The 21,697-nt window shown below is 52.0% G+C and carries 13 protein-coding genes; 5 read left to right on the top strand and 8 right to left on the bottom strand.

From position 1 onward, the window contains the following. Positions 1-3: 3 nt before the first annotated feature. The 5 genes from cydB to KDX31_18730 all read right to left on the bottom strand — a co-directional run bounded on the left by cydB (position 4) and on the right by KDX31_18730 (position 7,787). The gene (gene cydB, locus KDX31_18750) at positions 4-1,140 is read right to left on the bottom strand and encodes a cytochrome d ubiquinol oxidase subunit II (protein ID UTW03326.1); all 1,137 of its coding nucleotides are present in this window, start codon (positions 1,138-1,140) and stop codon (positions 4-6) included. Beyond that, positions 1,133-2,701, bottom strand: coding sequence for a cytochrome ubiquinol oxidase subunit I (locus tag KDX31_18745; protein UTW03325.1), 1,569 nt, complete (start codon positions 2,699-2,701; stop codon positions 1,133-1,135). Before KDX31_18745 ends, cydB begins: the two co-directional genes overlap by 8 nt. Before the next feature lie 450 nt (positions 2,702-3,151). After that, positions 3,152-5,230 (bottom strand): EAL domain-containing protein, encoded by a 2,079-nt coding sequence (locus KDX31_18740; GenBank protein ID UTW03324.1) that lies wholly within the window; start codon positions 5,228-5,230, stop codon positions 3,152-3,154. Positions 5,231-5,235: 5 nt separating this feature from the next. Continuing rightward, the gene (locus KDX31_18735; protein UTW03323.1) at positions 5,236-5,817 is read right to left on the bottom strand and encodes a YfiR family protein; all 582 of its coding nucleotides are present in this window, start codon (positions 5,815-5,817) and stop codon (positions 5,236-5,238) included. Next, positions 5,814-7,787, bottom strand: a complete 1,974-nt coding sequence (locus tag KDX31_18730) for a TonB-dependent receptor (GenBank protein UTW03322.1) — start codon at positions 7,785-7,787, stop codon at positions 5,814-5,816. Before KDX31_18730 ends, KDX31_18735 begins: the two co-directional genes overlap by 4 nt. Before the next feature lie 483 nt (positions 7,788-8,270). Between KDX31_18730 and KDX31_18725 the strand changes: the two genes are divergently transcribed. From KDX31_18725 to KDX31_18705, 5 genes are all read left to right on the top strand, one after another. Next, positions 8,271-9,296 carry a hypothetical protein gene (locus tag KDX31_18725; protein UTW03321.1) on the top strand — a complete coding sequence of 342 codons (1,026 nt, stop codon included), beginning with the start codon at positions 8,271-8,273 and terminating at the stop codon, positions 9,294-9,296. Positions 9,297-9,422: 126 nt separating this feature from the next. Beyond that, positions 9,423-10,466, top strand: coding sequence for a 2Fe-2S iron-sulfur cluster binding domain-containing protein (locus KDX31_18720; GenBank protein ID UTW03320.1), 1,044 nt, complete (start codon positions 9,423-9,425; stop codon positions 10,464-10,466). 138 nt (positions 10,467-10,604) lie between these two features. Next, entirely contained in the window at positions 10,605-11,324 is a 720-nt protein-coding gene (locus KDX31_18715) for an ABC transporter ATP-binding protein (protein ID UTW03319.1), read from the top strand. A 121-nt stretch (positions 11,325-11,445) separates the two neighbouring features. After that, the gene (locus tag KDX31_18710; protein ID UTW05454.1) at positions 11,446-13,752 is read left to right on the top strand and encodes an FtsX-like permease family protein; all 2,307 of its coding nucleotides are present in this window, start codon (positions 11,446-11,448) and stop codon (positions 13,750-13,752) included. Between the two features lie 7 nt (positions 13,753-13,759). Then, complete coding sequence (locus tag KDX31_18705; protein ID UTW03318.1) at positions 13,760-14,977, top strand: HlyD family efflux transporter periplasmic adaptor subunit; 1,218 nt, start codon at positions 13,760-13,762, stop codon at positions 14,975-14,977. A gap of 15 nt (positions 14,978-14,992) precedes the next feature. Here the strand turns inward: KDX31_18705 and KDX31_18700 are convergent, their stop codons facing one another. The 3 genes from KDX31_18700 to KDX31_18690 form a co-directional block, all read right to left on the bottom strand. Further along, positions 14,993-17,200 (bottom strand): EAL domain-containing protein, encoded by a 2,208-nt coding sequence (locus tag KDX31_18700; protein UTW03317.1) that lies wholly within the window; start codon positions 17,198-17,200, stop codon positions 14,993-14,995. 63 nt (positions 17,201-17,263) lie between these two features. Further along, positions 17,264-18,787, bottom strand: coding sequence for a methyl-accepting chemotaxis protein (locus KDX31_18695; GenBank protein ID UTW05453.1), 1,524 nt, complete (start codon positions 18,785-18,787; stop codon positions 17,264-17,266). Positions 18,788-18,949: 162 nt separating this feature from the next. Then, positions 18,950-21,610, bottom strand: a complete 2,661-nt coding sequence (locus tag KDX31_18690) for a PAS domain S-box protein (protein ID UTW03316.1) — start codon at positions 21,608-21,610, stop codon at positions 18,950-18,952. Between the last annotated feature and the right edge of the window lie 87 nt (positions 21,611-21,697).

Raw genomic sequence — 21,697 nt, 5'->3', positions numbered from 1 at the left:
CGGTTAATAGTTAGAAACATTGTTCTGCTCGATAAAATCAGGCTCAATGCGGCGCCACATCTTGACGTAACACCAGGTGGTGTAGAGCAGAATGATCGGTACGAAAACCATCGCAACCCACAGCATAATCTCCAGTGTCAGTTTGCTGGAGGTGGCATCCCACAGGGTCAGGCTGCTGGACATATCGGTCGAGGATGGCATCACGAACGGGAACAGCGTGACACCGGCCAGCAGAATAATGCTGCTGATACCCAGACTGCTGGTTAAAAACGCCAGTCCATAGCGACCGGCCCAGGCGAGCAGGCTGGTTAGCAGGGGGAAAACGACGGCGGCCAGCGGCAGCAGCCATAGTTGCGGATAGAGGGCAAAATTACCAAACCAGTTTGCACTCTGAATCACGGTTTTGCTCAGTGGGTTGGAGCCGGCATCGGCAATCACGGAACTGCTGATGCTATAACCGGGAATGCTGGTGTAGAGCCACAGGCCTGCAATGATCAGCAATGCACTGAGCAGCAGACCGGTAATGCCGGCCGTATTGCGACTGCGTTGCTGAATGGCTCCGCCTGCCCGCATCTGTAACCACACGGCCCCTTGCAGTACCATCATCAGCACACTGATCAGCCCAGTGACAATGGCGAACGGGTTAAGCAGTGCCCAGAACGAGCCGGTATAGGTCGAACGGGTGAGTTCATCAAAACTGAAGGGTACGCCGAGGAACAGATTGCCGAATGCGACACCAAACACCAGTGCAGGCACAAATGACCCCAGGCAGAGTCCCAGATCCCAGTTATTGCGCCAGCGGCGGCCGGGCATCTTGCTACGGTATTCAAAGCCAATAGGGCGGAAGAACAGGGCAAACAGTACCAGTAGCATCGCCCAGTAAAAACCTGAGAAGGCGGTGGCATACACCAGTGGCCAGGCGGCGAAAATGGCACCGCCGGCGGTGATCAGCCAGACCTGATTACCATCCCAGTGAGGTCCGATGGTATTGATCATCACCCGGCGTTCGGTATCGGTTTTTCCCAGCAGGGGGAGGAGCATCGCTACCCCGAGGTCAAAGCCGTCGGTGATGGCGAATCCGATCAGCAGAACGCCTACCAGCAGCCACCAGAGCAGGCGCAGAGTTTCATAATCAAACATGCTGAGTTACTCCAGAATCTTCGTAGTGATAACGGCCGGTTTCCAGGGCGCTGGGCCCCTTGCGTACATATTTGACCATCAGGAAAACCTCGATACAGAGGAACAGGCTATAGAGGGCAGCAAAGCCGCCGATACTCATCCACAGATCGGTTTCACTGAGGGTTGAGGTGGCAACATAGGTCGGCAGAATCTCACCGATGGCCCATGGCTGTCGGCCAAATTCTGCAATAAACCAGCCGGTTTCTACCGCAATCCATGGCAGCGGCAGGCAGAGTACTGCCAGTTTAAGCAGCCAGCGGGTTTTGTATTCGCGGCGCCGGGCGGTGTAATAGAACGCGGCGGCAAAGGTAAACAACATTATCACGCCGGTTGCCACCATAATGCGGAAGGACCAGAACATCGGCGCGACCTTCGGAATGGAATCCAGTGCCGCCATTTTGATCTGTGCTTCGGTGGCATCGCTGACATTCGGGGTAAAGCGTTTCAGCAGCAGGCCGTAGCCCAGATCATCGCTGACGGCGTTGAAGGCTTCCCGGTTGGCTGGCGTATCCTCGCCGTTGCGCAGTTTCTGCAGCAGATCATAGGCCTGCATACCCCCGCGGATGCGCACCTCATTGGCGCTAATGTGATCCTTAATACCGGTTATCTCCTCATCGATTGAACGGGTGGCGATCAGGCCCAGTAGCCAGGGAATTCGCACGGCGTAGTCCGTGGTCTGCTGTTCCTGATTCGGCAGGCCCACCAGAGTAAAGGGGGCCGGAGCCGGATGGGTATCCCATTCCGCTTCAATGGCGGCCAGCTTGACCTTCTGCACCTCGCCAATCTCATAGCCACTTTCATCGCCCAGCAAAATTACCGAAAGGATCGATGCCAGGCCGAACGCTGAAGCTATCGCAAAGGAGCGACGGGCGAAGCCGACATCCCGGTTACGCAACAGATAGAAGGCGCTGATAGAGAGCACGAACATGGCGCCGGTGACGTAGCCTGCGGAAACGGTGTGGACAAACTTAACCTGGGCAACCGGGTTAAAGATGACATCGGCAAAGCTGTTCATCTCCATGCGCATGGTCTCGAAATTAAAGTAAGCGCCAACCGGGTTCTGCATCCAGCCATTGGCGATCAGAATCCACAGTGCTGAGAAGTTGGAGCCGATGGCGACCAGCCAGGTGACCGCCAGGTGCTGAACTTTTGACAGCCGTTCCCAGCCAAAGAAGAACAAGCCAACAAAAGTTGATTCGAGGAAGAATGCCATCAGCCCTTCAATAGCCAGCGGGGCGCCGAAGATATCGCCGACATAGTGTGAGTAATAGGCCCAGTTAGTACCGAACTGAAACTCCATGGTCAGTCCGGTGGTAACGCCCAGCGCAAAGTTGATGCCAAACAATTTGCCCCAGAAACGGGTCATATCCCTGTAGACTTGCTTGCCGGTCATGACATAGACCGACTCCATGATCGCCAGCATAAAGGAAAGCCCCAGCGTCAGGGGCACGAACAGGAAGTGATACATCGCTGTCAGCGCAAATTGCCAGCGCGATAGTTCGACAACTGTTTCAGAAACCATAGTTACAATACCTTAGGTTGATTTGGCTGCCAGGCCGAAGCGAAAAGAGCGTGCGTCGGGTGCAGGGTCAGGATACTCTGAATGAGTAATACGTTTTATTAGGCATATGCTGTGCCACGTCGGTTAAGCTTGTATTACTCTTTTTTTTCAATGCGTTACGTTGTCAAAGTTGGTCAGGTTAAAATGTGCTGCCATAACCTTTTGTCAATTATGGCGCAGATCTTGTCAGATTGTGATGCGGCACAGTGTCGCGGGATCAATCTCGACAATTATGGCAACTCGTCTGTCTGGCCCGCAGGCAGCAATTCCTTTCGGTGATTCAGCGGGTGCCGTGAGGACGCGAACATGGACAGCTTTATATTCCACGGCGGTCAAGTCAAGGCATGTGACATTGGGTGTCGGAGACTGAAAAGTGAGGGACGTATCTGTAGCCGTTTGGCGGTATAAAGGTCAGGCCTTAACGGGAGATTCCTGCTGCTCCATTAGCTGGATCAGTTGCTGCAGGGGGATGGGCGGGCTGAACAGGAACCCTTGTACCTGATCACAGTTGTATTGTCGCACAAAGGCCAGTTGTTCTGCTGTTTCAACCCCCTCTGCAACGACCTTCAGATTCAGGTTGTGGGCCATATCGATAATCGTTTTGACGATCACCTCGTCGTCCTGATCGCTGCCAATATCGCGAATAAAAGAGCGGTCAATTTTAAGGGTGTTCAGTGGCAGTCGTTTCAGTCGGCTGAGAGAAGAATAGGCGATACCGAAGTCATCAATAGATATTTCGACGCCCAGATCTCGAATCTGGTTCAGTTGCTCAAGCAGTGACTCATTTTCCGTTGCCATAAAGGTTTCGGTTATTTCCAGTTCCAGTGAGGTTCCCGGAAAACCGGTTTCTGAGAGAATTTCAGCTATCCGTTTATAGAGATCCCGGCGAATAAAGTGCGCCGGGGAGAAATTCACAGACAGCTGGATATGTTCGCCGAACTGCTGACGCACTTGCAGAATATCCTGGCAGGCTTTTTTAATGACCCACTGGTCAACCAGACCAATCAGACCCTGATCCTCGGCGAGGGGGATAAATTCATCGGGTGGTATCGCGCCTTCGTGCGCATCGAACCAGCGAATCAGGGCTTCCATACCCACAATTTTGTTGCGCCGGATACACCATTTTGGCTGATAATAGACTTCGAAGCGTTGTTCTTCGATCGCCTGTCTGAGCTTCTGTGCCAGATGAATGCGGCGTTCAGAGCGGATATTCATCTGTTTGGCAAAGAAACTGAACTGGTCTCTGCCGGCCGCCTTTGAGCAATACATCGCGGTATCAGCATGTTTTACAATGGTGGTTGCATCAGTGCCATCCGTCGGGTAGATACTGATACCGATACTGGTCGTCACCTGCAGGTTAAACCCATCAATAACAACAGGTTGCTGGATCGTTCTGATTAGTTTTGTGGCGATATCTGAGGCTCTGTTCTGTGAAGTATTGATCGCCAGAATAGCAAATTCATCGCCGCCTAACCGGGCCAGAGTGTCGCTGCTTCTCAGGCAGTGCTGCAGGCGTGATGACAGCTCTATCAGCAGCTGATCGCCCATATCATGGCCCAGAGAGTCATTGATATCCTTAAAACGGTCGAGATCAAGAAACATGACCGTCAGCTGTTCGTTGCGCCTCTGGGCATAACTGATTGCGGTGTTCAGGTTATTATCGAAGGTGGCTCTGTTGGGCAGGCCGGTCAGGCTGTCATGAAACGCCTGATGTTCCAGTTGCCGGGTCAGTAACAGTAATTCTGCGGTACGGTCTTTAACTTTCTCTTCCAGTTGTTGCCGGGCTTGCTCCAGTTCATTGTCGCGGACCTGAATCTGTTCAATCATCTGGTTGAAGTCGGTTGCCAGATTGCCAATCTCATCTTCAGAGCGGCTGCGAACCCTTAGCTGGTAGTTTCGTGTACGGGTGATTTTACGGACGGTCGTGGCCAGTTCAGTAATCGGCCGGGTGACTATTCGCTGGGCAACGCTTGATAGCAGCAGCACAACGATCAGGGACAGCAGAAATACCGCAAATGCGATACTCATCTGGTCGCCTCGTCGGGTTGTCAGGCTGCTGAGATCGGAGAGTAGCAGGGTGTAGCCGATGATCTCCCGATCTATTGTTACCGGTCGTACCACATAAAGGGCGTTGTTAAGCTGTCCTTCGCTGCTTTCGGGCAGCTCGGGTAACGGATAATTATGGGGTGAGTATTTTGCAAATAGCTGCCCGTCAGCATCATAGAGTACCGCCAGGACTATATCCTGAACATTATCCAGTGATGTCAGCGTGATTCTGGCGGCCTCGGCATCGCCAAAGGTGAGTGCGGCAATGGAGTTGGTGCTGATGATGTCCGCCTGGGAGCGCAGGTTCTCGGTCGCCTGCAGCTTGGAATCAAACCAGTCGTGCAGGGCAAAACCGGTGGTGGCCAGTGCCAGTACAGTACTGCTTATCAGGATTAACAGTGACATCAGCTTGCGACGCAGCGGGAGGCGTTTAAAGATCGACATCAGTGCTACCTCCTGACTCGGGCTAATTTGAGGAGTTCTGAGCTGATCGTCAGCCCGTTTCGTGTGACCTCAGGAAGATAGATGTCGAGACCTATGCGTGAACCCTGGCGGATGAGATTGACTGCCGCCCGGGAATCGGATGATTCGGTGGAGTAGCTTTCTGTCAGATCCGCGATCGTTAAGACAGGCAATGGGCCATGATGAGCCTGATCTTCAGCGAACGTCCTGAGCTGCGAGAGCGGAATGAACAGCATAGCACACTGGTCAGCCCCGGCGAGTGTACCAATCAGCTTGTCATTGATTGTTCTGTGTTGCACCCGCTTTCCATAAATGGACTGAAAAGCCGGACTAAGGGTATTTTCACGGTAGTGACAGATTGTCAGATGATCCGGGCTTTGCGATACCGTTTTGTCTGGCCAGCGGACGAACTTCGCAATATTGAACAGAATGGCGGCTTTGACCTGCTGCAGTTTGTATTCATGGGACTCGGCTTTGAGGTTGAGTGGCCACAGGCAGACGAGCAGCAACAGCAACACAGGTTTACGCCGCAGGTAAAGGGATGAAAAGTGGTGCACCGCATTCATCATAGAAGATCATGATTCCATTGCAGTCGGATCCAGAACTCTCTTTCACTGCGTTCATTGTTGTGCAGCTTGCCGAAGTCTGCGGCAGGGTCCATCACCCGTTTATCAAACAGGTTATCAACCCCAAATGCGTAATTCAGTTCCCGTGTCAGCCTTCCTGAACCAAACAGGTTGACCGTTGTGAACGAATCAGCGGCATCATTCCAGTTGTTGGTATCGGTTCGGCTGCTGCTATAGATCAGGCTGGCGCCCAGCAGATGATTCTGGCTTAGCTGATAATCGCTTTGCAGGCTGCCGCTCCAGGAGGCCAGATAGGGCTGGGCTCCTGCATCGGCGTCGGTTTCCAGGTAGCTGATGCCGAGGCGGGTATTGAGCTTTTGTGTGGGTCGCAGATTCAGCAATAATTCAGCGCCGCGCATTCGATAAACAGAGTCGCTGTTGGCAAAATACTCATCGCTACTGTCCGGACCGGGTGTCGGCATTTCCTGAATAAAATCATCAATCTGGCTTCTGAACAGGTTGATATTCAAGCTCGCCTCATCCCACTGGTAGAGGTAGCCCAGCTCAGTCATCGCGATTCGTTCAGCCTCTACCTGAGGGGGGATGAAACTGGTGCCTTCCAGTACCTTCAGATATTCCCTGAATCCCGGTGTGCGGATCGCGGTGCCGTGTTGCAGTTTCCAGGTTTGCTGATTATCAGGGGTATACACCAGTGCTGTGCGGTGGTTAAAGTAACCGCCAAACTGTTCGAAGTAATCATAGCGTCCGCCAATCGTCAGGCTCAGGTCCGGACGAATCTGCCAGATATCCTGAACGAATGCGGCATAATCATTGTTGGTTATATCGGGTTGGGAAAGCAGGTTGCCGGTTTCAGGGGTGGGCAGAAAACCACTGGCAAAATGATAATTACGGGTATAGTCGCTTCGCTCTGCTTTCTCATATCGCCAGTCCAGGCCGCCGGTCAGTGTGTGTTGATCAAACTGTTTCAGCAGGGTTAATGAGGCCCCGGCCATGGTGGCATTCTGATGTTCCTCGTACCCCAGCGACTGGGTTAGCTGCTCCAGCTCATACTCCCGGGTGTTATCCTTCTGATAATAGATGCTGCTTTTTAGCTGTCCTTCATCGATAGAACCGATTTCATAATGAGCCGACAGGTTCAGGTAGTCACTATCGATATACGCATCCTGGGTGGACGGAATGAAGAGGAAAGGGGTTTTATTGCGGTTGTAATCCAGTTGCAGCGTAAGCTGGGGCAGCGGCCGGGCTTTTATATGGATATTGCTGTAGTCCTCATTCAGAGGCTGAAGCGAATCCCCGCCGATAAAACTCTTTCGGTCCGAACTAAAGGGGGCGTCCTGCTCCAGGTAACTGGCAAACAGTTGCAGGTCTTTACTGTTATAGAGTGCTGTGCCTTTGCCGCGTCGATTGCTGCCAGCCTCCAGTCCCGCTTCCAGTTGTTCAGTGTTGCTGAAGCTTCGGGTGGTAACCGAAATAATGCCGGCAAATGCGTTGGCTCCATAGAGGCTGGATGCAGGACCCAGAATGACCTCGACGGTTTCAATGTATTCCAGTGGCAGGTTATCCCCAAGGCTGAAGTGGTTGTAGTAGAGCTGACGTACCCGTACTCCATCAACCAGCAGCACCATCTTGTCGTTATAGCGGTTCAAAACGCCGCGGGCCCAGATGGAGCGATGTCGTTTACGATACTGATTTAGCTGCAGGCCCGGAACAAACTGTAAAAGATCATCCAGTCGACGCACGCCGTAGCGGTTAAAATCATCACGACTGAAGGTGTATACCGTTCCCGGCGCTTTGTTGATCTGGGTGGGCACAAGGGAGGCCGAGGTAAATACATCCATTGCCACCAGCTCTTTCAGGGTGAGATCGCTGAAATCTTGCTGTGCCGCACTGGCTGTCGCGGAGGTAAATAATACTGAGTATATAAGCAGTGGTACGGCACTGTTTCTCGACATGCGCTTTATCCGGAGCAGGTAGCCAGCTTTAAATCGGTGGCAATATTATTATTTTAAGTAGGGGCTATCACGAGACTCCATTCTCATCAGTCTACCAGAACCCGCTATGATACAGAAAGCAAAAACAGGGGGGAATAATACCGCTACTAATTGCCATACAAATAGTATGTCTATGATGGGATTGCAATTAGTCATTAGGCGTGTCCGGTTGTAGTGATGCAGGTCGAAAGTTTAAGTTTCTGCAGATTAAATTATTGATATGAGTCAATAGTTATAGTTATTTGTATTTTTAGGTATCTCTTTTTTTGGTGCGTATTTTTGCGGATTTAATTTTTATAAAACATGTATTTAGGTTTTTTATTGAAGGTGTATATGGTTCCTATTGTGATACATTATCTTAATATTTAATGTTGATTTATGTATCTCAAATGCTAGCTTTGCCTCACTTCTACAACAAAAACAACCAGAATTGAGGTTTACGCTATGCACGATAAGATTGCTCAAACAATGGAGTTTCCACCTGCAACGCCCCAGCCAAATATCTACCCGCTGAGCTGGGAAACCAAAACCTCTAAGGCTGAGGAAATCTGGGATGCATCCTTGCGTGAAGCATGGAACCCGAAAGATCTGCCCTGGGATACCCTGGATGTTTCAAGCTATTCATGGGAGGAGCGGGAAGCGATCGCGTACTGGTGGACGCTGTTGTCGGTATTTGATGCATCGGCCCCGCCGGTGTTTGCCGAAGCGTTTATTAAAACCTATGAGGACCATGAGGAAGATGCGATTCGTCGCTGTTTCTTCTCTGTTACCCGGGATGAACAGAATCACGAGCAGATGTGTGGCATGGCCATTACCAAGTTGCTGGAAGCTAACAGTCCGCTGGAGTATGAGCCGAAAACCGATCTGGGACGCCGCCTGAAGCGCAATGCTGCCTGGTTGTATTACAACGGTGGCCGCTATTGGGGGGGGTATAAAAAAGCTGTACCCAAATACAGCCTGGCAGTGCTTTTCAGCTCTTTCCTGATGGGCGAAATTGCTGCGGCAACTATTTTTAAACAGATGTCTGAAAGCTGCGAAGAGCTGGTATTTCAGGAAGCGTTTAAAAACATCGGTCGTGATGAGGGGCGCCATATGGCGATCTGTCTGTCGCTGATGGAACGTGATTATCCTAAGCTGACAGCGGAAGAGAAAAGCGTCATTACCAAGCAGATTCGTGCCGGCTACCTGTTCCTCTCTGCAGTACTGTTTGAGCCACCCGCTGAGTTCTGGGATCTGCCGGAAGATTTTATCGCCAATCAGCGTGAAGCTGAGGCGATTGCCCGGGAAGCGGGTTTTGGTGTGCCGTCATACGATGCGAAGAAAGATAACTGGCGTACCGCAATGCTCAACCTGAAAGCGGTTCTGGATAAGTATGACACACCGTTCCCGGCGATTCCTGAAGTGGATATTACCGGTGAAGAGGTGACACAGGCGGATCTCGATTCAGCGGATATTATTCCGATCTTCTGATCTTCTGATCTTTGTTTCTTTGAGCGTCATGATGTGCCACTGGTCGGCAGACCAGTGGCTATCTGTATGCTGTGCATATAAAGATGTTGTTACAGGATTGGGCGAGTACCCGATCCGGAGGTGAGTATGACTTCGATCCGTTTATCCCCATCCGGTAAAGAGGTAGACGCTAAACCCGGTGAAACGGTATTAGAAACCCTTGAAAATGCCGGATATGCCCTGCCAAATAATTGCCGGGCCGGGGCCTGTGGTGAGTGTAAGGTTAAGGTGCTTGAGGGAGAGTTTGATCAGGGAATGGTGATGGATATGGCGCTGTCACAGGCGGAACGCGCCGAGGGCTACGGCCTGATGTGCATGTGTAAGCCGCTCAGTGACACGCTGGAGATTGATTGGGGTACCGATGATGCGATGCCAAAACTGTTTCCTCCCCGGGAAAATGTGCGCTGTGTGGTGGTTGACAGGATTGAGCGGACTTCGCGGATCGCTGAGATCCGCCTGCGTCCGGTGGGCGATGTGTTGCGCTTCTGGCCCGGGCAATATATCAGCCTGAGCGATACCTCCCGTACCGTGACGCCACGTTCCTATTCGATTGCTAATGCGCCACGGTCTGATGGTGAAATCGTTCTGCAGATTACCCGTGTTCCGGAGGGTAAAACCAGTCACTGGGTGCACGATGAGCTCCATCCCGGCTCAATGGTGAACGTCTCGGGGCCCTACGGCACCTTTATTGGTGATCCGGGCACCGATGGCCCGGTGCTCTGCCTCGCGGCCGGAACCGGTCTGGCACCGATTATGAGTCTGGCGGATGCCGCCCTGCGACGGGGCTTTAAACAGCCGGTACATCTGATCTTTTCCGCCCGTACGGAAGCAGAAATCTACTGTCGGGGGTTGATGTCGCTGTGGAATGTTCGCCATCGGCGGTTTAAATTTATTCCCACCCTGACCCGTGAAGAAAAAGAGGGCCTACAGCATGGCCGCATCCCGGATATTCTCGGTGACCTCTATCCTGATCTGTCCAGACACGCCATCTATATTGCCGGCAGTCCAGAGTTTGTGGATGCCTGTATCGGCGCGGTTAAGGCGCAGGGTGCCGATAGCCGCAATATCCATACGGAGGGATTCTTCGATCAGGCACAGCCAGAGAGGCCTTCGCCAGAACGGCTGATCTGACTCTGACCAACATGACTAAAGCCAGCTTTTCGCTGGCTTTTTGCTGTTGTTCTTATCTGGGGGAGATATTTTTTGTGCGTGTTCCCGCTTACCTATGTACTCTTATAGTGATTAGTCATTAATGCAGATGTGTCGGATATGGATTCAGACAACCCAGACATCGCCTATTCCACCAGTGGCCTGACCAAAGTGTATGGTGAGGGCAGCGCCGCTGTGCATGCCTTGAGGGGCGTAGACCTGCAGATTCCCGAGGGCGAGCTGGTGGTTTTATTGGGGGCCTCGGGCAGTGGTAAATCGACGCTGCTGAATATTCTCGGCGGGCTGGATCAGCCAACCGCAGGCGAGGTGCGGTTTTTTGACCACCAGCTGAGCCGTATGGATGATCGCGCACTGACGCTCTATCGCCGTGATCATATCGGCTTTGTCTTCCAGTTTTATAATCTGATGCCCAGCCTGACTGCGCGTGAAAATGTCGAACTGGTCACAGAGATCGCGGATAACCCGCTGACTGCGGAAGAGGCGCTGGCTCTGGTGGGGCTGAGTGAGCGGATCGATCATTTTCCGGCGCAGCTTTCCGGTGGTGAACAGCAGCGTGTTGCTATCGCACGGGCGGTGGCAAAACAGCCCCGGGTTTTATTCTGTGATGAACCCACCGGCGCCCTGGACAGCACCAGCGGCCGGCAGGTGATGGAGGTGTTGCAGCAGGTCAATCAGACGCTGGGAACGACGCTGGTGATTATCACCCATGCAGCGACGATTGCCGGCATGGCGGATCGGGTGATCCACTTTGCCGATGGACAGATACGGCAGATCGAACTGAATAGTGAAAAGTGTTTAGCTCAGGATCTGGTCTGGTAGGTTAGCGGGGTTAATGTATGAACATCAGGTTATGCAGATGCGAACCGGGCGGTTGCTAAGCGGGCTTTCACCGCTGGATCGCAAACTGTTGCGGGACTTGTGGCGGATGAAAGGTCAGGCCGTGGCGATTGCTCTGGTGATCGCTGTGGGTGTACTGATGTTGGTGATGATGAACGGGCTGGTCCGGTCACTGGAAGATACCCGCACCGCTTATTATGAACGCCACCGTTTGGCGCAGGTGTTTGCACCACTACAGAGGGCACCGCAGTCACTGTTATCCAGAGCCGCGGAGATTGAGGGTGTCACCGTCGTGGCTGGCCGGGTAACCGGCAGTGCGCTGATCAATTTGCCGGGTCAGCGATTGCCGCTGAGTGCTCAGGCGGTATCGTTGCCGGATCAGGGGGAGGCGCGGCTGAATGATATTTATCTCACCACTGGGCGGAGGCCGGATCCCGCCCATGAGGATGAGATTATTCTGCTGCAGGATTTCGCCAAAGCCCATGGCTTGAATCCCGGCGATCCGCTGTCCGCAACGATGCATGGTGCCCGCCGCACCTTCCGGATTGTCGGTCTGGCTCAGGCTCCTGAATTTCTCTATTCTGCCCCACCCGGGGAGTTTGCCCCTAATGACGCCCGCTTTGCGGTGATCTGGATGAGTCAGTCGGCGCTGGCGGCGGTTTACGATCTGAAGGGCGCTTTTAATCAGTTGCTGCTGGGGATCGCTGTAGACAGCTCGTTGCCTGCGATCCTGAATCGGGTCGATACTCTGCTGCAACCCTACGGCGGGCTGGGCGCTTATGGGCTGGAAGACCATATCTCAAACCGCTTTATTGAGGAGGAGATCAATGGACTGAGAGTCTCCAGTCGCACGGTACCACCGGTATTTCTGGCGGTGGCGGCTTTCCTCCTTAATATCGTTATCTCCCGAATGATTCAGGCCGAACGAAGCCCGATCGGTCTGCTTAAAGCCTTTGGTTACCGGGATATTGAGATCACCCTGCACTATCTTAAGTTTGTTGTGGTGATCGCCGTCAGCGGCGCGCTGGTCGGCTGTATCCTGGGAGTGTTTTCTGGCCGCAGTCTGGCGCAGGTGTATCAGAGCTATTACAAATTTCCGTTTCTGCTGTTTCAGGTTGATCCACTGACTTTTCTGATCGGGATTCTGGTGAGTATTCTGGCCGCAGCTGCCGGCGGTATGCTGGTGCTCAGATCGGTCTTTCGTCTTACCCCTGCCGTCGCGATGCAGCCGCCCACGCCGGCGGATTACAGCCGTTCCCTGGCGTTAGCCTCATTTCTTAAACACTGGCTGGATCAGCCCGGGCGGATGGTTGCCCGGCGCTTGCTGCGCCAGCCCGGCAGAGCCGCCGGCGGTGTGGCGGGCATTGCCGCGGGGATGTCTCTGGCGGTGGCGATGCTGAACGTGATGAGTGCGTTTGATCAGACCCTGGAGTTAAGCTTTAACCTGATCGATCGCAGTGATCTGTCGGTGAGTTTTGTTGAGCCGCTATCTGACAAAGTGCTGTTTGAGTTGCAGAGTATTGATGGGGTTATCGAGGTTGAGGCGCTACGCACGGTGGCTGTCAGGTTCAGCAATGGGCAGCATAGCTATCGTGGTGCCATTATTGGGTTGCCGGTTAATGCCAGGCTTAATCGTGCCCTGGATGACCGTCAGCAGATGATTCCGATGCGAACTGAGGGCGTTGTGCTGGGCACTGCGCTGGCAGATATCCTCAGGGTAAAAACCGGTGATGTTCTCGATATTGATGTCAGGGAGGGGCGTCAGCCGCAGTTACAGATACCGGTGACCGGGGTGGCGGAAACCCTGATTGGCTCGCCGGCCTATATGGCGCGGGACAGCCTCAACCGGGTTCTGCGTGAGCCAAACCGGGTATCCGGCGCTTATCTGCGTATCGATAGCGCAAAGCAGGATGCTATCTATCGGCGTATTAAAGCGTTGCCAGCCATTGCTGGCGTCAGCCTGAAGCAGGATGCCCGTGAGGCGTTTCAGACGCTGATCGACAGCAGTGCCGGAGCCGTCCGCTATCTGATGGCGCTGATAGCCGGTGTGATCACTTTTGGGATAGTCTATAACAGTGCGCGAATCGCCTTTGCCGAGCGCGCCCGGGACCTTGCCAGTCTTCGGGTGATAGGCTTTACCCGGGGGGAAGCGGCGTTTGTGCTGCTGGCTGAGCTGGCTATTATTACGTTGCTGGCGCTGCCGCTGGGAGGGTTGCTGGGCTATTTCCTGGTATTTGCCATATCGGAAGGCTTCAGTACCGATCTTTACCGGATTACGGCGGTTTTTGTACCACAAAGCTACGGCATAGCGGCGCTGGCGGTGATTGTTGCTGCGTTGCTATCCGGCTGGCTGGTGAAGCGGGATATCGACCGGATCGATCTGGTCTCGGCATTAAAAGTGAGGGAGTAAGGGGATTATGGGGTCAAAGCGGTCGGGTCACTGGGTATTGCTGGGAAGCGTTGCCATTGTGTTGTTGCTGCTGGTCTGGGCATTTATGCCCCGACCTTTGCTGGTGGATATTGGCCAGGTACAGCGGGACGCCATGCTGGAAACTATCGACGATGAAGGAAAAACCCGGGTGCGTGATGCCTACGTCGTCTCGACTCCCGTGACAGGGAGGCTGCTGCGTATCGATGTTGAGCCGGGGGACCGGGTGATTCAGGATGAAACAGTGATTGCCCGGATGCTGCCCGCCAACCCGGTCGCCCTGGATAGCCGCAGTCGGGAGCAGGCCCGTGCCACGGTGTCCTCTGCAGAAGCCGCTGTACGACTGGCCCAGGCCCAGTTAAATAAGTCGCTGGCCGACACCGAGTTGACCCGTGCCGAGCTGGCACGGCTCACCGATCTGCATCAGCGTGGCGCAATCAGTGACTCTGTGCTGGATAAAGCGAAACAGGCGTGGCGAGCGGCCAGAGCGCAACTGGACATGGCCAAAGCCTCAATCTCAATGCGTCAGGCTGATCTGGCCAGCGCCCGTTCTCAACTGATCACTTTTGTTCCGGGGCAGACTGATAACAGCGCGGCAGAGTCCGGTGTGATCAATATCGTGGCGCCCCATTCCGGCAGCATTCTGCGGGTATTGCAGGAGAGCGAAACCACGCTGCCCGCCGGTCAGGCGATTCTGGAGATCGGTGACATCAATGAAGAGCTGGAGGTGGTGGTTGAGCTGCTGTCAACGGATGCGGTGAAGGTAAAAGCGGGCAGCCGGGTGATTATTGAAAACTGGGGCGGGCCGGAGGCGCTTGAGGGTACCGTAGAAAAGGTTGAACCCTGGGGGTTTACAAAATATTCAGCGCTGGGTGTTGAAGAGCAGCGGGTCAAAACCACGATTCGTTTTGACAGCGCTAAAGCCCGTCGAGCCTCCCTCGGACACGGCTTTCGGGTGGAGGCCCGTATCGTCGTCTGGGAAGCCTCAGATGCACTCATCGTGCCTTCCAGTGCACTGTTGCGGCAGGGCAGTAGCTGGGCTGTCTATGTCATTGAATCCGGTAAGGCTGCGCTCAGAGTTGTTGAGGTGGGGCATAACAACGGTATTAGCGCTGAGGTACTGGACGGGCTTGAACAGGGCCAGCAGGTGGTGCTCTACCCCCCGGCAGAGCTGCACGATGGCAGCCGGGTAACGCCCCGGCGCTGAATTTAATCCACAGGCCTAGTCAGTGAACAGTGCGGTTATCTCATGTGAAGGCATGGGTTTATAGAAGTAGTAGCCCTGAAAGTTATTGCAGCCGATCTGTATCAGTTTGTTCAACTGCCCTTCTGTTTCGACGCCTTCGACGACGCAATGGATATCAAGGACTTTGCTCATCGCAACAATCGCCTGAATAATTGCTTTATTTCGTTCTGAAGAGATCAGCTCCTGAACAAACGACCGGTCAATTTTGATTTCATCGATATCAAGATCTTTCAGATAGCTGAGAGATGAGTAACCGGTTCCAAAATCGTCCAGTGCGATCTGAAACCCCATCTCTTTCAACAGCCCGGTATTGCGGACAGACTGTTCTAAATCAGACATCAGTATATCTTCGGTAATCTCCAGCTTGATGCTGGAGGGATTGATCCCCTGAGCATCGGTTACCTGCTTGAGTGTTGCCACCAGGTTGACATCCTGAAGCTGTGATACCGACAGATTGACTGACAATCCCAGCGCCGGATTCAGCGCCTGAATGGTTTTAAATTTTTTCAGTGCAACACGGTAGATAACCTGGCTTAGCTCGTTGATTAATCCGGTCTCCTCAGCAACCTGAATAAACTTCTGCGGAGGCACCTGTCCAATCACCGGGTCATGCCAGCGGGCCAGCGCTTCAAGCCCGCAAATTTTTGCGTCCTGCAAGACTTGTGGCTGGAAGTGAACATCAATCAGGTTCTCTTTGATTGCAATACGCAGTCGATTTTCGATCTCCATACTTTCCAGTAACGCTTCATGGTGTGCTGGTGAAAAGATTTCAAAGCGGTTCTTACCCAGCTTCTTCGACTGGAACATAGCTATATCGGCATTACGGATGAGTTCAGAGGTATTGTGAGCATCATCACCATAGATACTGACCCCCATACTTGCAGTGATACTCAGGTCACGGCCATTGATCAGAAAGGGTTGTTTAAGTGACTGAAGGTGCTTGGAACAGAACGTCTGGATTCCCTTGTGGCTGTCAGATACTTCAATCGCCATAATGAACTCGTCACCACCCCAGCGGGCAATACTATCCGCTTCACGGCAGGTTTCTTTTATCCGGCAGGCAATGGCAACCAGAAGCTGGTCGCCGATCTGATGACCCAACGTGTCATTAATGCGTTTAAAACCGTCGATATCGATGAAAATGACGCAGAGTTTCTTGTGAGTATTGTCATTGATCTGACATTGTAAACGCTCATTAAACAGGGTGCGATTTGCCAGCGAGGTCAAGCCGTCATAGTAGGCCAGTGTGCGTAACTTCTCTCTTACCAGCTCCTGTGCGGTGAACTCCGAGAACATGCCGATGTAGTGCGTGTCTTGTCCCGCTTCATCTTTAAGGGCAGTGATGGATAACCATTCCAGATAAATATCGCCGTTACGCTTTCGGTTCCATATTTCCCCCTGCCATGAACCATTTTTATCCATCGCGCGATACATTTTTTTGTAGAACTCAGCTCCCTGTTTTCCTGAGCTGAGAACAGAAGGGAACTTACCCTGAACGTCTTTATTACTGTACCCGGTGACCTGCTCGAAAGCTGGATTGGTATACTGAATCCGCTTATCCGGGCCGGTCACGAGTACGCCTACGGGGGTGTTTTCGAGTATTTTTTCGGCGATGGAAAGTTTGTTTTGTTCAGCCAGCTGCTGCGTGATATCCCGTCCCGAGAGGAAGAAGTGTTTACCCGAGCGATGCAGTTGCCACTCAATGATTATCATGGGTGTGTCTGCGGTCTGAAACCGCTGTTGCAGGGTGGTGCTTTGATGATAGTTGTTTTGCTCAAGCTGATTGAACAACTGCTCTATCTGTTGTTGTATGGATCGCAATCCCTGTAGTTGCGATACCTGGCTGAAGGCGTCGTTGCTGTGATGGATGACCTTGTGAGCATCCAGCTCAGCAATAGCATAGGGCAGCTTGTTCAGTAACTGAGCGTGTCGGGCATGGTGTTTTTTCAGTTTCAGGCTGACAATATACAGACGGCGTGCCTGACGTTGCTCAAACAGCAGCAACATAATGGCGGCTATCAGCAAACCGAGAATAATGTCCTTCAGATGTCGCGCATCAATGCCTGGATACTGCTGTAAATAATGAGTGACGAGTTGTGAAAGCTGAATCTGCATTGAGATAAGCGATACGATGACCAGTATGCAGCTAGTCAGTGTCAGGCGGAGAATTCTTATCTGGTTCATATGAAGTTCCTTTTCAGAGGCTTACTTGCAGCAGAGAGATGGCGTTATCCATTAACCTGATCTTTATTGTCTGGCCCAGAACTGAGATGAAAGCTCGGAGAAACCCTGAGAAACGGAGAGCATTTTTTCACTGGTTACAGAGGTTTGCTCAACCGCTGACAGGTTTTGTTCAGACATATCTCTGATTTTTAAGACGCTGCGATTTATCTCGTCGGCCACGACGCCTTGTTGCTCCACTGCAGCAGCGATCTGAGTGTTCATATTGCTGATCAGTTCAATCGCGCTATAGATGGCATCCAGGGCTTTTACCGTCCCCTCATTCTGACTGACACAGGTATCTGTTTTGATCTGTCCCTGACTCATTGTGAGAACGGCTTTTCCGGCGCTGCCCTGCAGCTTTTCTATCATTTCGCGTATCTCTTCTGTGGAGGTCTGGGTGCGGTTTGCCAGTAGTCGCACTTCATCGGCAACGACTGCAAAACCGCGTCCGGCATCACCTGCACGGGCAGCTTCAATCGCCGCATTCAGTGCCAGAAGGTTGGTCTGCTCAGCAATTCCACCAATCACATCGAGAATTGAATTGATACTTTTACTACTCTCCTCTACATCGGCGATGACCGTGACCGCCTGCTCAATCTCTTGTTTCAGGTCCTGTATTGATAACATGCTTTGATTTACAACCTGTTTGCCTTGCGATACTTCGAGCAAGCCATTGGCTGCGGAGTCCGAGCTGTTTTGTGCGTTAGCGGCGACCTCCTGAATGCTGGCGGACATCTGATTAACGGCTGCGGCAACCTGATCGGTTTCCGCAAACTGCTGGCGTACACCTATTTCGGATTGATTGACGGCAGAACTGAGCTCTGAAGAGCCTTGTGTCAGGGTGTCGGCTGAATCTGAAATACGTCCTACCAGTGCGCTGGCTTCAGATCTGAGCATTTTAATTGCCAGCTGGATCTGGCCTATATCATCGGTCCGCCCGGTGTAAATATATTGCGCCACCGGGTTGGTTACCATCTGTCGGGCCTGCCGCGACAGCTGTCGTAGCGGTGCAAAAAATAAACAGGTGAGCGCCGTAGAGATGAGAAGCGCGGCGCTGAAAATAGTGAGCAGCGTGGATGATAGTTCGAAAAAAAGGGCGCTTGTAGCGAGGCAAAAGAGGATTGGAAGATTAATGCTGAGAAGTATTCTGGTTTGTAACGAGGGGGTTTTTATAATGTGTCGCGGTTTTTTATTCTGTAGCAGTTGAGGGTAGATCTTTTCTGCGCGTTTCACATACTCCTGGTCGGGTTTGCGCCGGACTGACTGGTATTCAGCGATTTGTTCGCCCCTTTTAATGGGGGTTACATAGGCATCAACCCAGTAGTGATCGCCATTTTTACAGCGATTTTTGACTATTCCCATCCAGGAATTGCCTGCTTGTACCGTAGACCAGAGGTCGCCGAAGGCTGCCGGTGGCATGTCAGGATGCCGGACAATGTTATGATTCTTGCCAATTAGTTCACGGTTCTCAAAGCCGCTTATCTGAATAAATTCCGGGTTTACATAGGTAATAGCGCCCTTGGCATCGGTGGTCGACAAGATATTCAGATGCGGGTCATACGGCACTTCATAATTCGTAACCGGAAGATTTATTTTCATCAATGTTCTCTGTTTTTATTTTTAATTTGAGATCAGTGGGTTGGGGTCTGAACCCCATAGCCATATAAAAAATATGAGAATTAATATAACTAAAGGCATTATTGATAGATACTACATTTTATCAAATAGGGTATCAATTTTATCAGTTAAGGTTGCGGTTTGATGTTGCCTATCCTGATGACGATCTGGATCAGCGGGAAGCTCAAACCAGAAGGCAGACCCTTTGCCCGGCTGGCTGCTGACCCCGACCTGTCCTCCCATTAATTCAATCAGTTCCTGACTGATTGTCAGTCCGATACCTGAACCCTCGACTTTCGCGGAGGTTTGATCCAGGCGCTTGAACGGGATGAATAACTCATCAATCTGTGAGGCTGGAATTCCTGGCCCGTGGTCGATAAATTCGACTCTGACACGGCCGTTATTTGATGCTGAGGAATTGATTTTTACCGCTTCACCCGGAGGTGAGTAGTTGATCGCGTTGGTTAGCAGATTCAGGATGACCTGCTTCAGGCGCAATCGATCAGAGAATAACCGGTATTCCTCAAAGTCTTCAGATTGCAGACTGATATGGCGGGTCTCAGCCATGGGACGAAGCAGTGCTGTACATTCTGCGATAATATCAATCAGTGATACGGGTTCGAAAGCCAGACTGATCCGGCCTGATTCAATTTTAGAAAGGTCGAGGAGATCGTTGATCAGTTGTAGCAGATGATTACCGGCCTTCAATATCTCTGTGACATCCTGATGTCCTCCCGGGGGGAGTTGTGGATTTTGCTGCAACAGCTGCGCAAAGCCGAGTATCGAGTTCATCGGTGTACGTAACTCATGGCTCATGCGCGATAAGAATTCTGACTTGGTCCGGTTAGCCTGTTCGGCGGCCGCTTTTGCCCGAGTCAGCTCCTGCTGATTTTTCAGTTCCAGAGTGACATCGGTGAAGGTTGTGTAGAGGTGGGAAATAGTGCCCGATTCATTATAAATGGGGCCCGCCTGGTTCAGTGATATAAACTCAGAGCCATCCTTGCGCCGTCTTCTGGTGGTGCCCTTCCAGTTGTTTTTCTCTCTGAGCAGCATTTCTACCAGTTCTGTAGCGAGTACAGCGTCGCAGCTGAGAAGCTCTCTGCAGTTCCGACCAATGACCTCTGCCGGGGTGTAACCCATTACCCGGGTATAGGCGGGGTTTATAAACACTATTTTGCCTAGATGATCTGAAATCGCTATGCAGCAGTCACTGGTGTTAAACATCTGACGGAACAGTTTAAGGCTGTGGGAAATCTTTTCCTCGGCTACTTTTTGAACATGTATATCCTCCAGTATTCCCTGAATATGAATGGGCTTGCCATCCCTATCGCATATAGTCAGTCCTTTGACACAGAACCAGCGTTCACTGCTATTTTCTGGCGTTATTCTGAACTCTGCGTCGAGCTGAGTGCCGCTTGTCATAGCGGCGCTCAGTGCCTCTTTTATGTGCGTTCTATCATCTGGATGAATCATGTCCAGCAGCTGGCGACTGGTTAACGGAAGGTTCACGTTGTTCACTCCCAAAACGCTGGCGGCCAGCATTGACCAGCAGATCTTCTGTCTTTTGATATCCAGAACCCAGGGGGCCAGACCAGTGTGGTCCTGGTAGTTTGTTACCAATTGATCGAATTGCTGTCGCTGTGACCGGTCGTGTTGCGTTGAAGAGATATCTGAACTGATACAGATATATTGTCTTATCCTGCCGTTACTGCTTTGTAGGGGAAGTATGCGGGAATAAGTCCAGTAGAGCTGCTGCGATTTATTGCGGTTGCAGATCACCCCGTGCCAGACTTTGCCATTTTTTAGTGTTTGCCACAGGCTTTTATAGAACTGCCTTGAGTGATGACCTGATTTTACAAAACTGTGTGACCGGCCAATCAGGTCGCTCTCGGTGTATCCGGAGAGGCTGCGGAAGTTGTCATTAATGTAGGTGATTTTTCCAGCCCGGTCGGTCGCGCTGATAATGGCATGCTGGCCAAGAACCTGGGTTAACCGTTGAATCGCGTTTAAATACTGGCTGTCAGGCGTGTCAATCTGCTGCTGTGTTTTATCCTGCTGAAATTTTCTCAGTATGCCGGGTAGCAGTGATTCTGCCTGGTCGATAGGAATATCAGCATAAGCGTCTGGCAGGCAGAGTGTATCCGGCGAATTGTCAGTCAGGTATATCACCGGCAGAGCATTAGCATGCGGTTGGGATTTAAGTATTCTGACCTGGTTAATGCCAAACCCGTCGATGGCGATTATCAGGTCTGATGTTGCGTTATGCAGTGAAACATCGATATTGCTGTTTCTGGTAACCGTAACGCTGTGAATATTGTGCTTTTTCAGCAGAGCGGCGTACTTGCGGGTCGTCTGTTTTGACCCGGCAATCAGAAGTACAACCGTCTGCTCTGCCTCTGAGGCGGGCTGGGAGTGGCTCAGCAGCCGGCAGAGTGGTTGTTCAAATTCTGCAGGCAGCAGATGGTTTACCCCGGCCTCTAGCCAGTGCAGCATCGCATCACGTTTAAGCCCGGTGTCACTGATGCCTATCCATTGTGAGCACGTTTGAGCGGACTGGGTCAGGCGTTTTCTGTCAGGTTTTGACAGCGTCTCAAGCCAGCGAACGCTGGTGATGATGGACGCGTCGAGCGATTCAGGCAACTGAGTCAGATCTGTACAGGACAGTATTCTGATGCCGGGACTGAGTGCCCGGATAAAATTATACTCAGGCTGGCGCTGGAAGTTACCTATGAACAACAACTGATTGTGTTTCATAATTCTGTCCAGCCTTCAATTTCGATCATTCGGGCAGCCATTTAGAGATTGAGAGTATTGATGTACAGTAATGCTTATCAATTCATT

It is taken from the genome of Amphritea atlantica (genome assembly GCA_024397875.1).
Lineage (GTDB): Bacteria > Pseudomonadota > Gammaproteobacteria > Pseudomonadales > Balneatricaceae > Amphritea > Amphritea atlantica_B.
The sequence above is the reverse complement of the archived record's forward strand: the minus strand, read 5'-3'. Positions and strand labels throughout refer to the sequence as shown.

Bases quoted from the DNA above. Each gene is read 5' to 3' on its own strand.
- cydB (UTW03326.1), bottom strand. From the start codon at position 1,140: ATGTTTGATTATGAAACTCTGCGCCTGCTCTGGTGGCTGCTGGTAGGC.
- KDX31_18745 (UTW03325.1), bottom strand. From the start codon at position 2,701: ATGGTTTCTGAAACAGTTGTCGAACTATCGCGCTGGCAATTTGCGCTG.
- KDX31_18740 (UTW03324.1), bottom strand. From the start codon at position 5,230: ATGTCGATCTTTAAACGCCTCCCGCTGCGTCGCAAGCTGATGTCACTG.
- KDX31_18735 (UTW03323.1), bottom strand. From the start codon at position 5,817: ATGATGAATGCGGTGCACCACTTTTCATCCCTTTACCTGCGGCGTAAA.
- KDX31_18730 (UTW03322.1), bottom strand. From the start codon at position 7,787: ATGTCGAGAAACAGTGCCGTACCACTGCTTATATACTCAGTATTATTT.
- KDX31_18725 (UTW03321.1), top strand. From the start codon at position 8,271: ATGCACGATAAGATTGCTCAAACAATGGAGTTTCCACCTGCAACGCCC.
- KDX31_18720 (UTW03320.1), top strand. From the start codon at position 9,423: ATGACTTCGATCCGTTTATCCCCATCCGGTAAAGAGGTAGACGCTAAA.
- KDX31_18715 (UTW03319.1), top strand. From the start codon at position 10,605: ATGGATTCAGACAACCCAGACATCGCCTATTCCACCAGTGGCCTGACC.
- KDX31_18705 (UTW03318.1), top strand. From the start codon at position 13,760: ATGGGGTCAAAGCGGTCGGGTCACTGGGTATTGCTGGGAAGCGTTGCC.
- KDX31_18700 (UTW03317.1), bottom strand. From the start codon at position 17,200: ATGAACCAGATAAGAATTCTCCGCCTGACACTGACTAGCTGCATACTG.
- KDX31_18690 (UTW03316.1), bottom strand. From the start codon at position 21,610: ATGAAACACAATCAGTTGTTGTTCATAGGTAACTTCCAGCGCCAGCCT.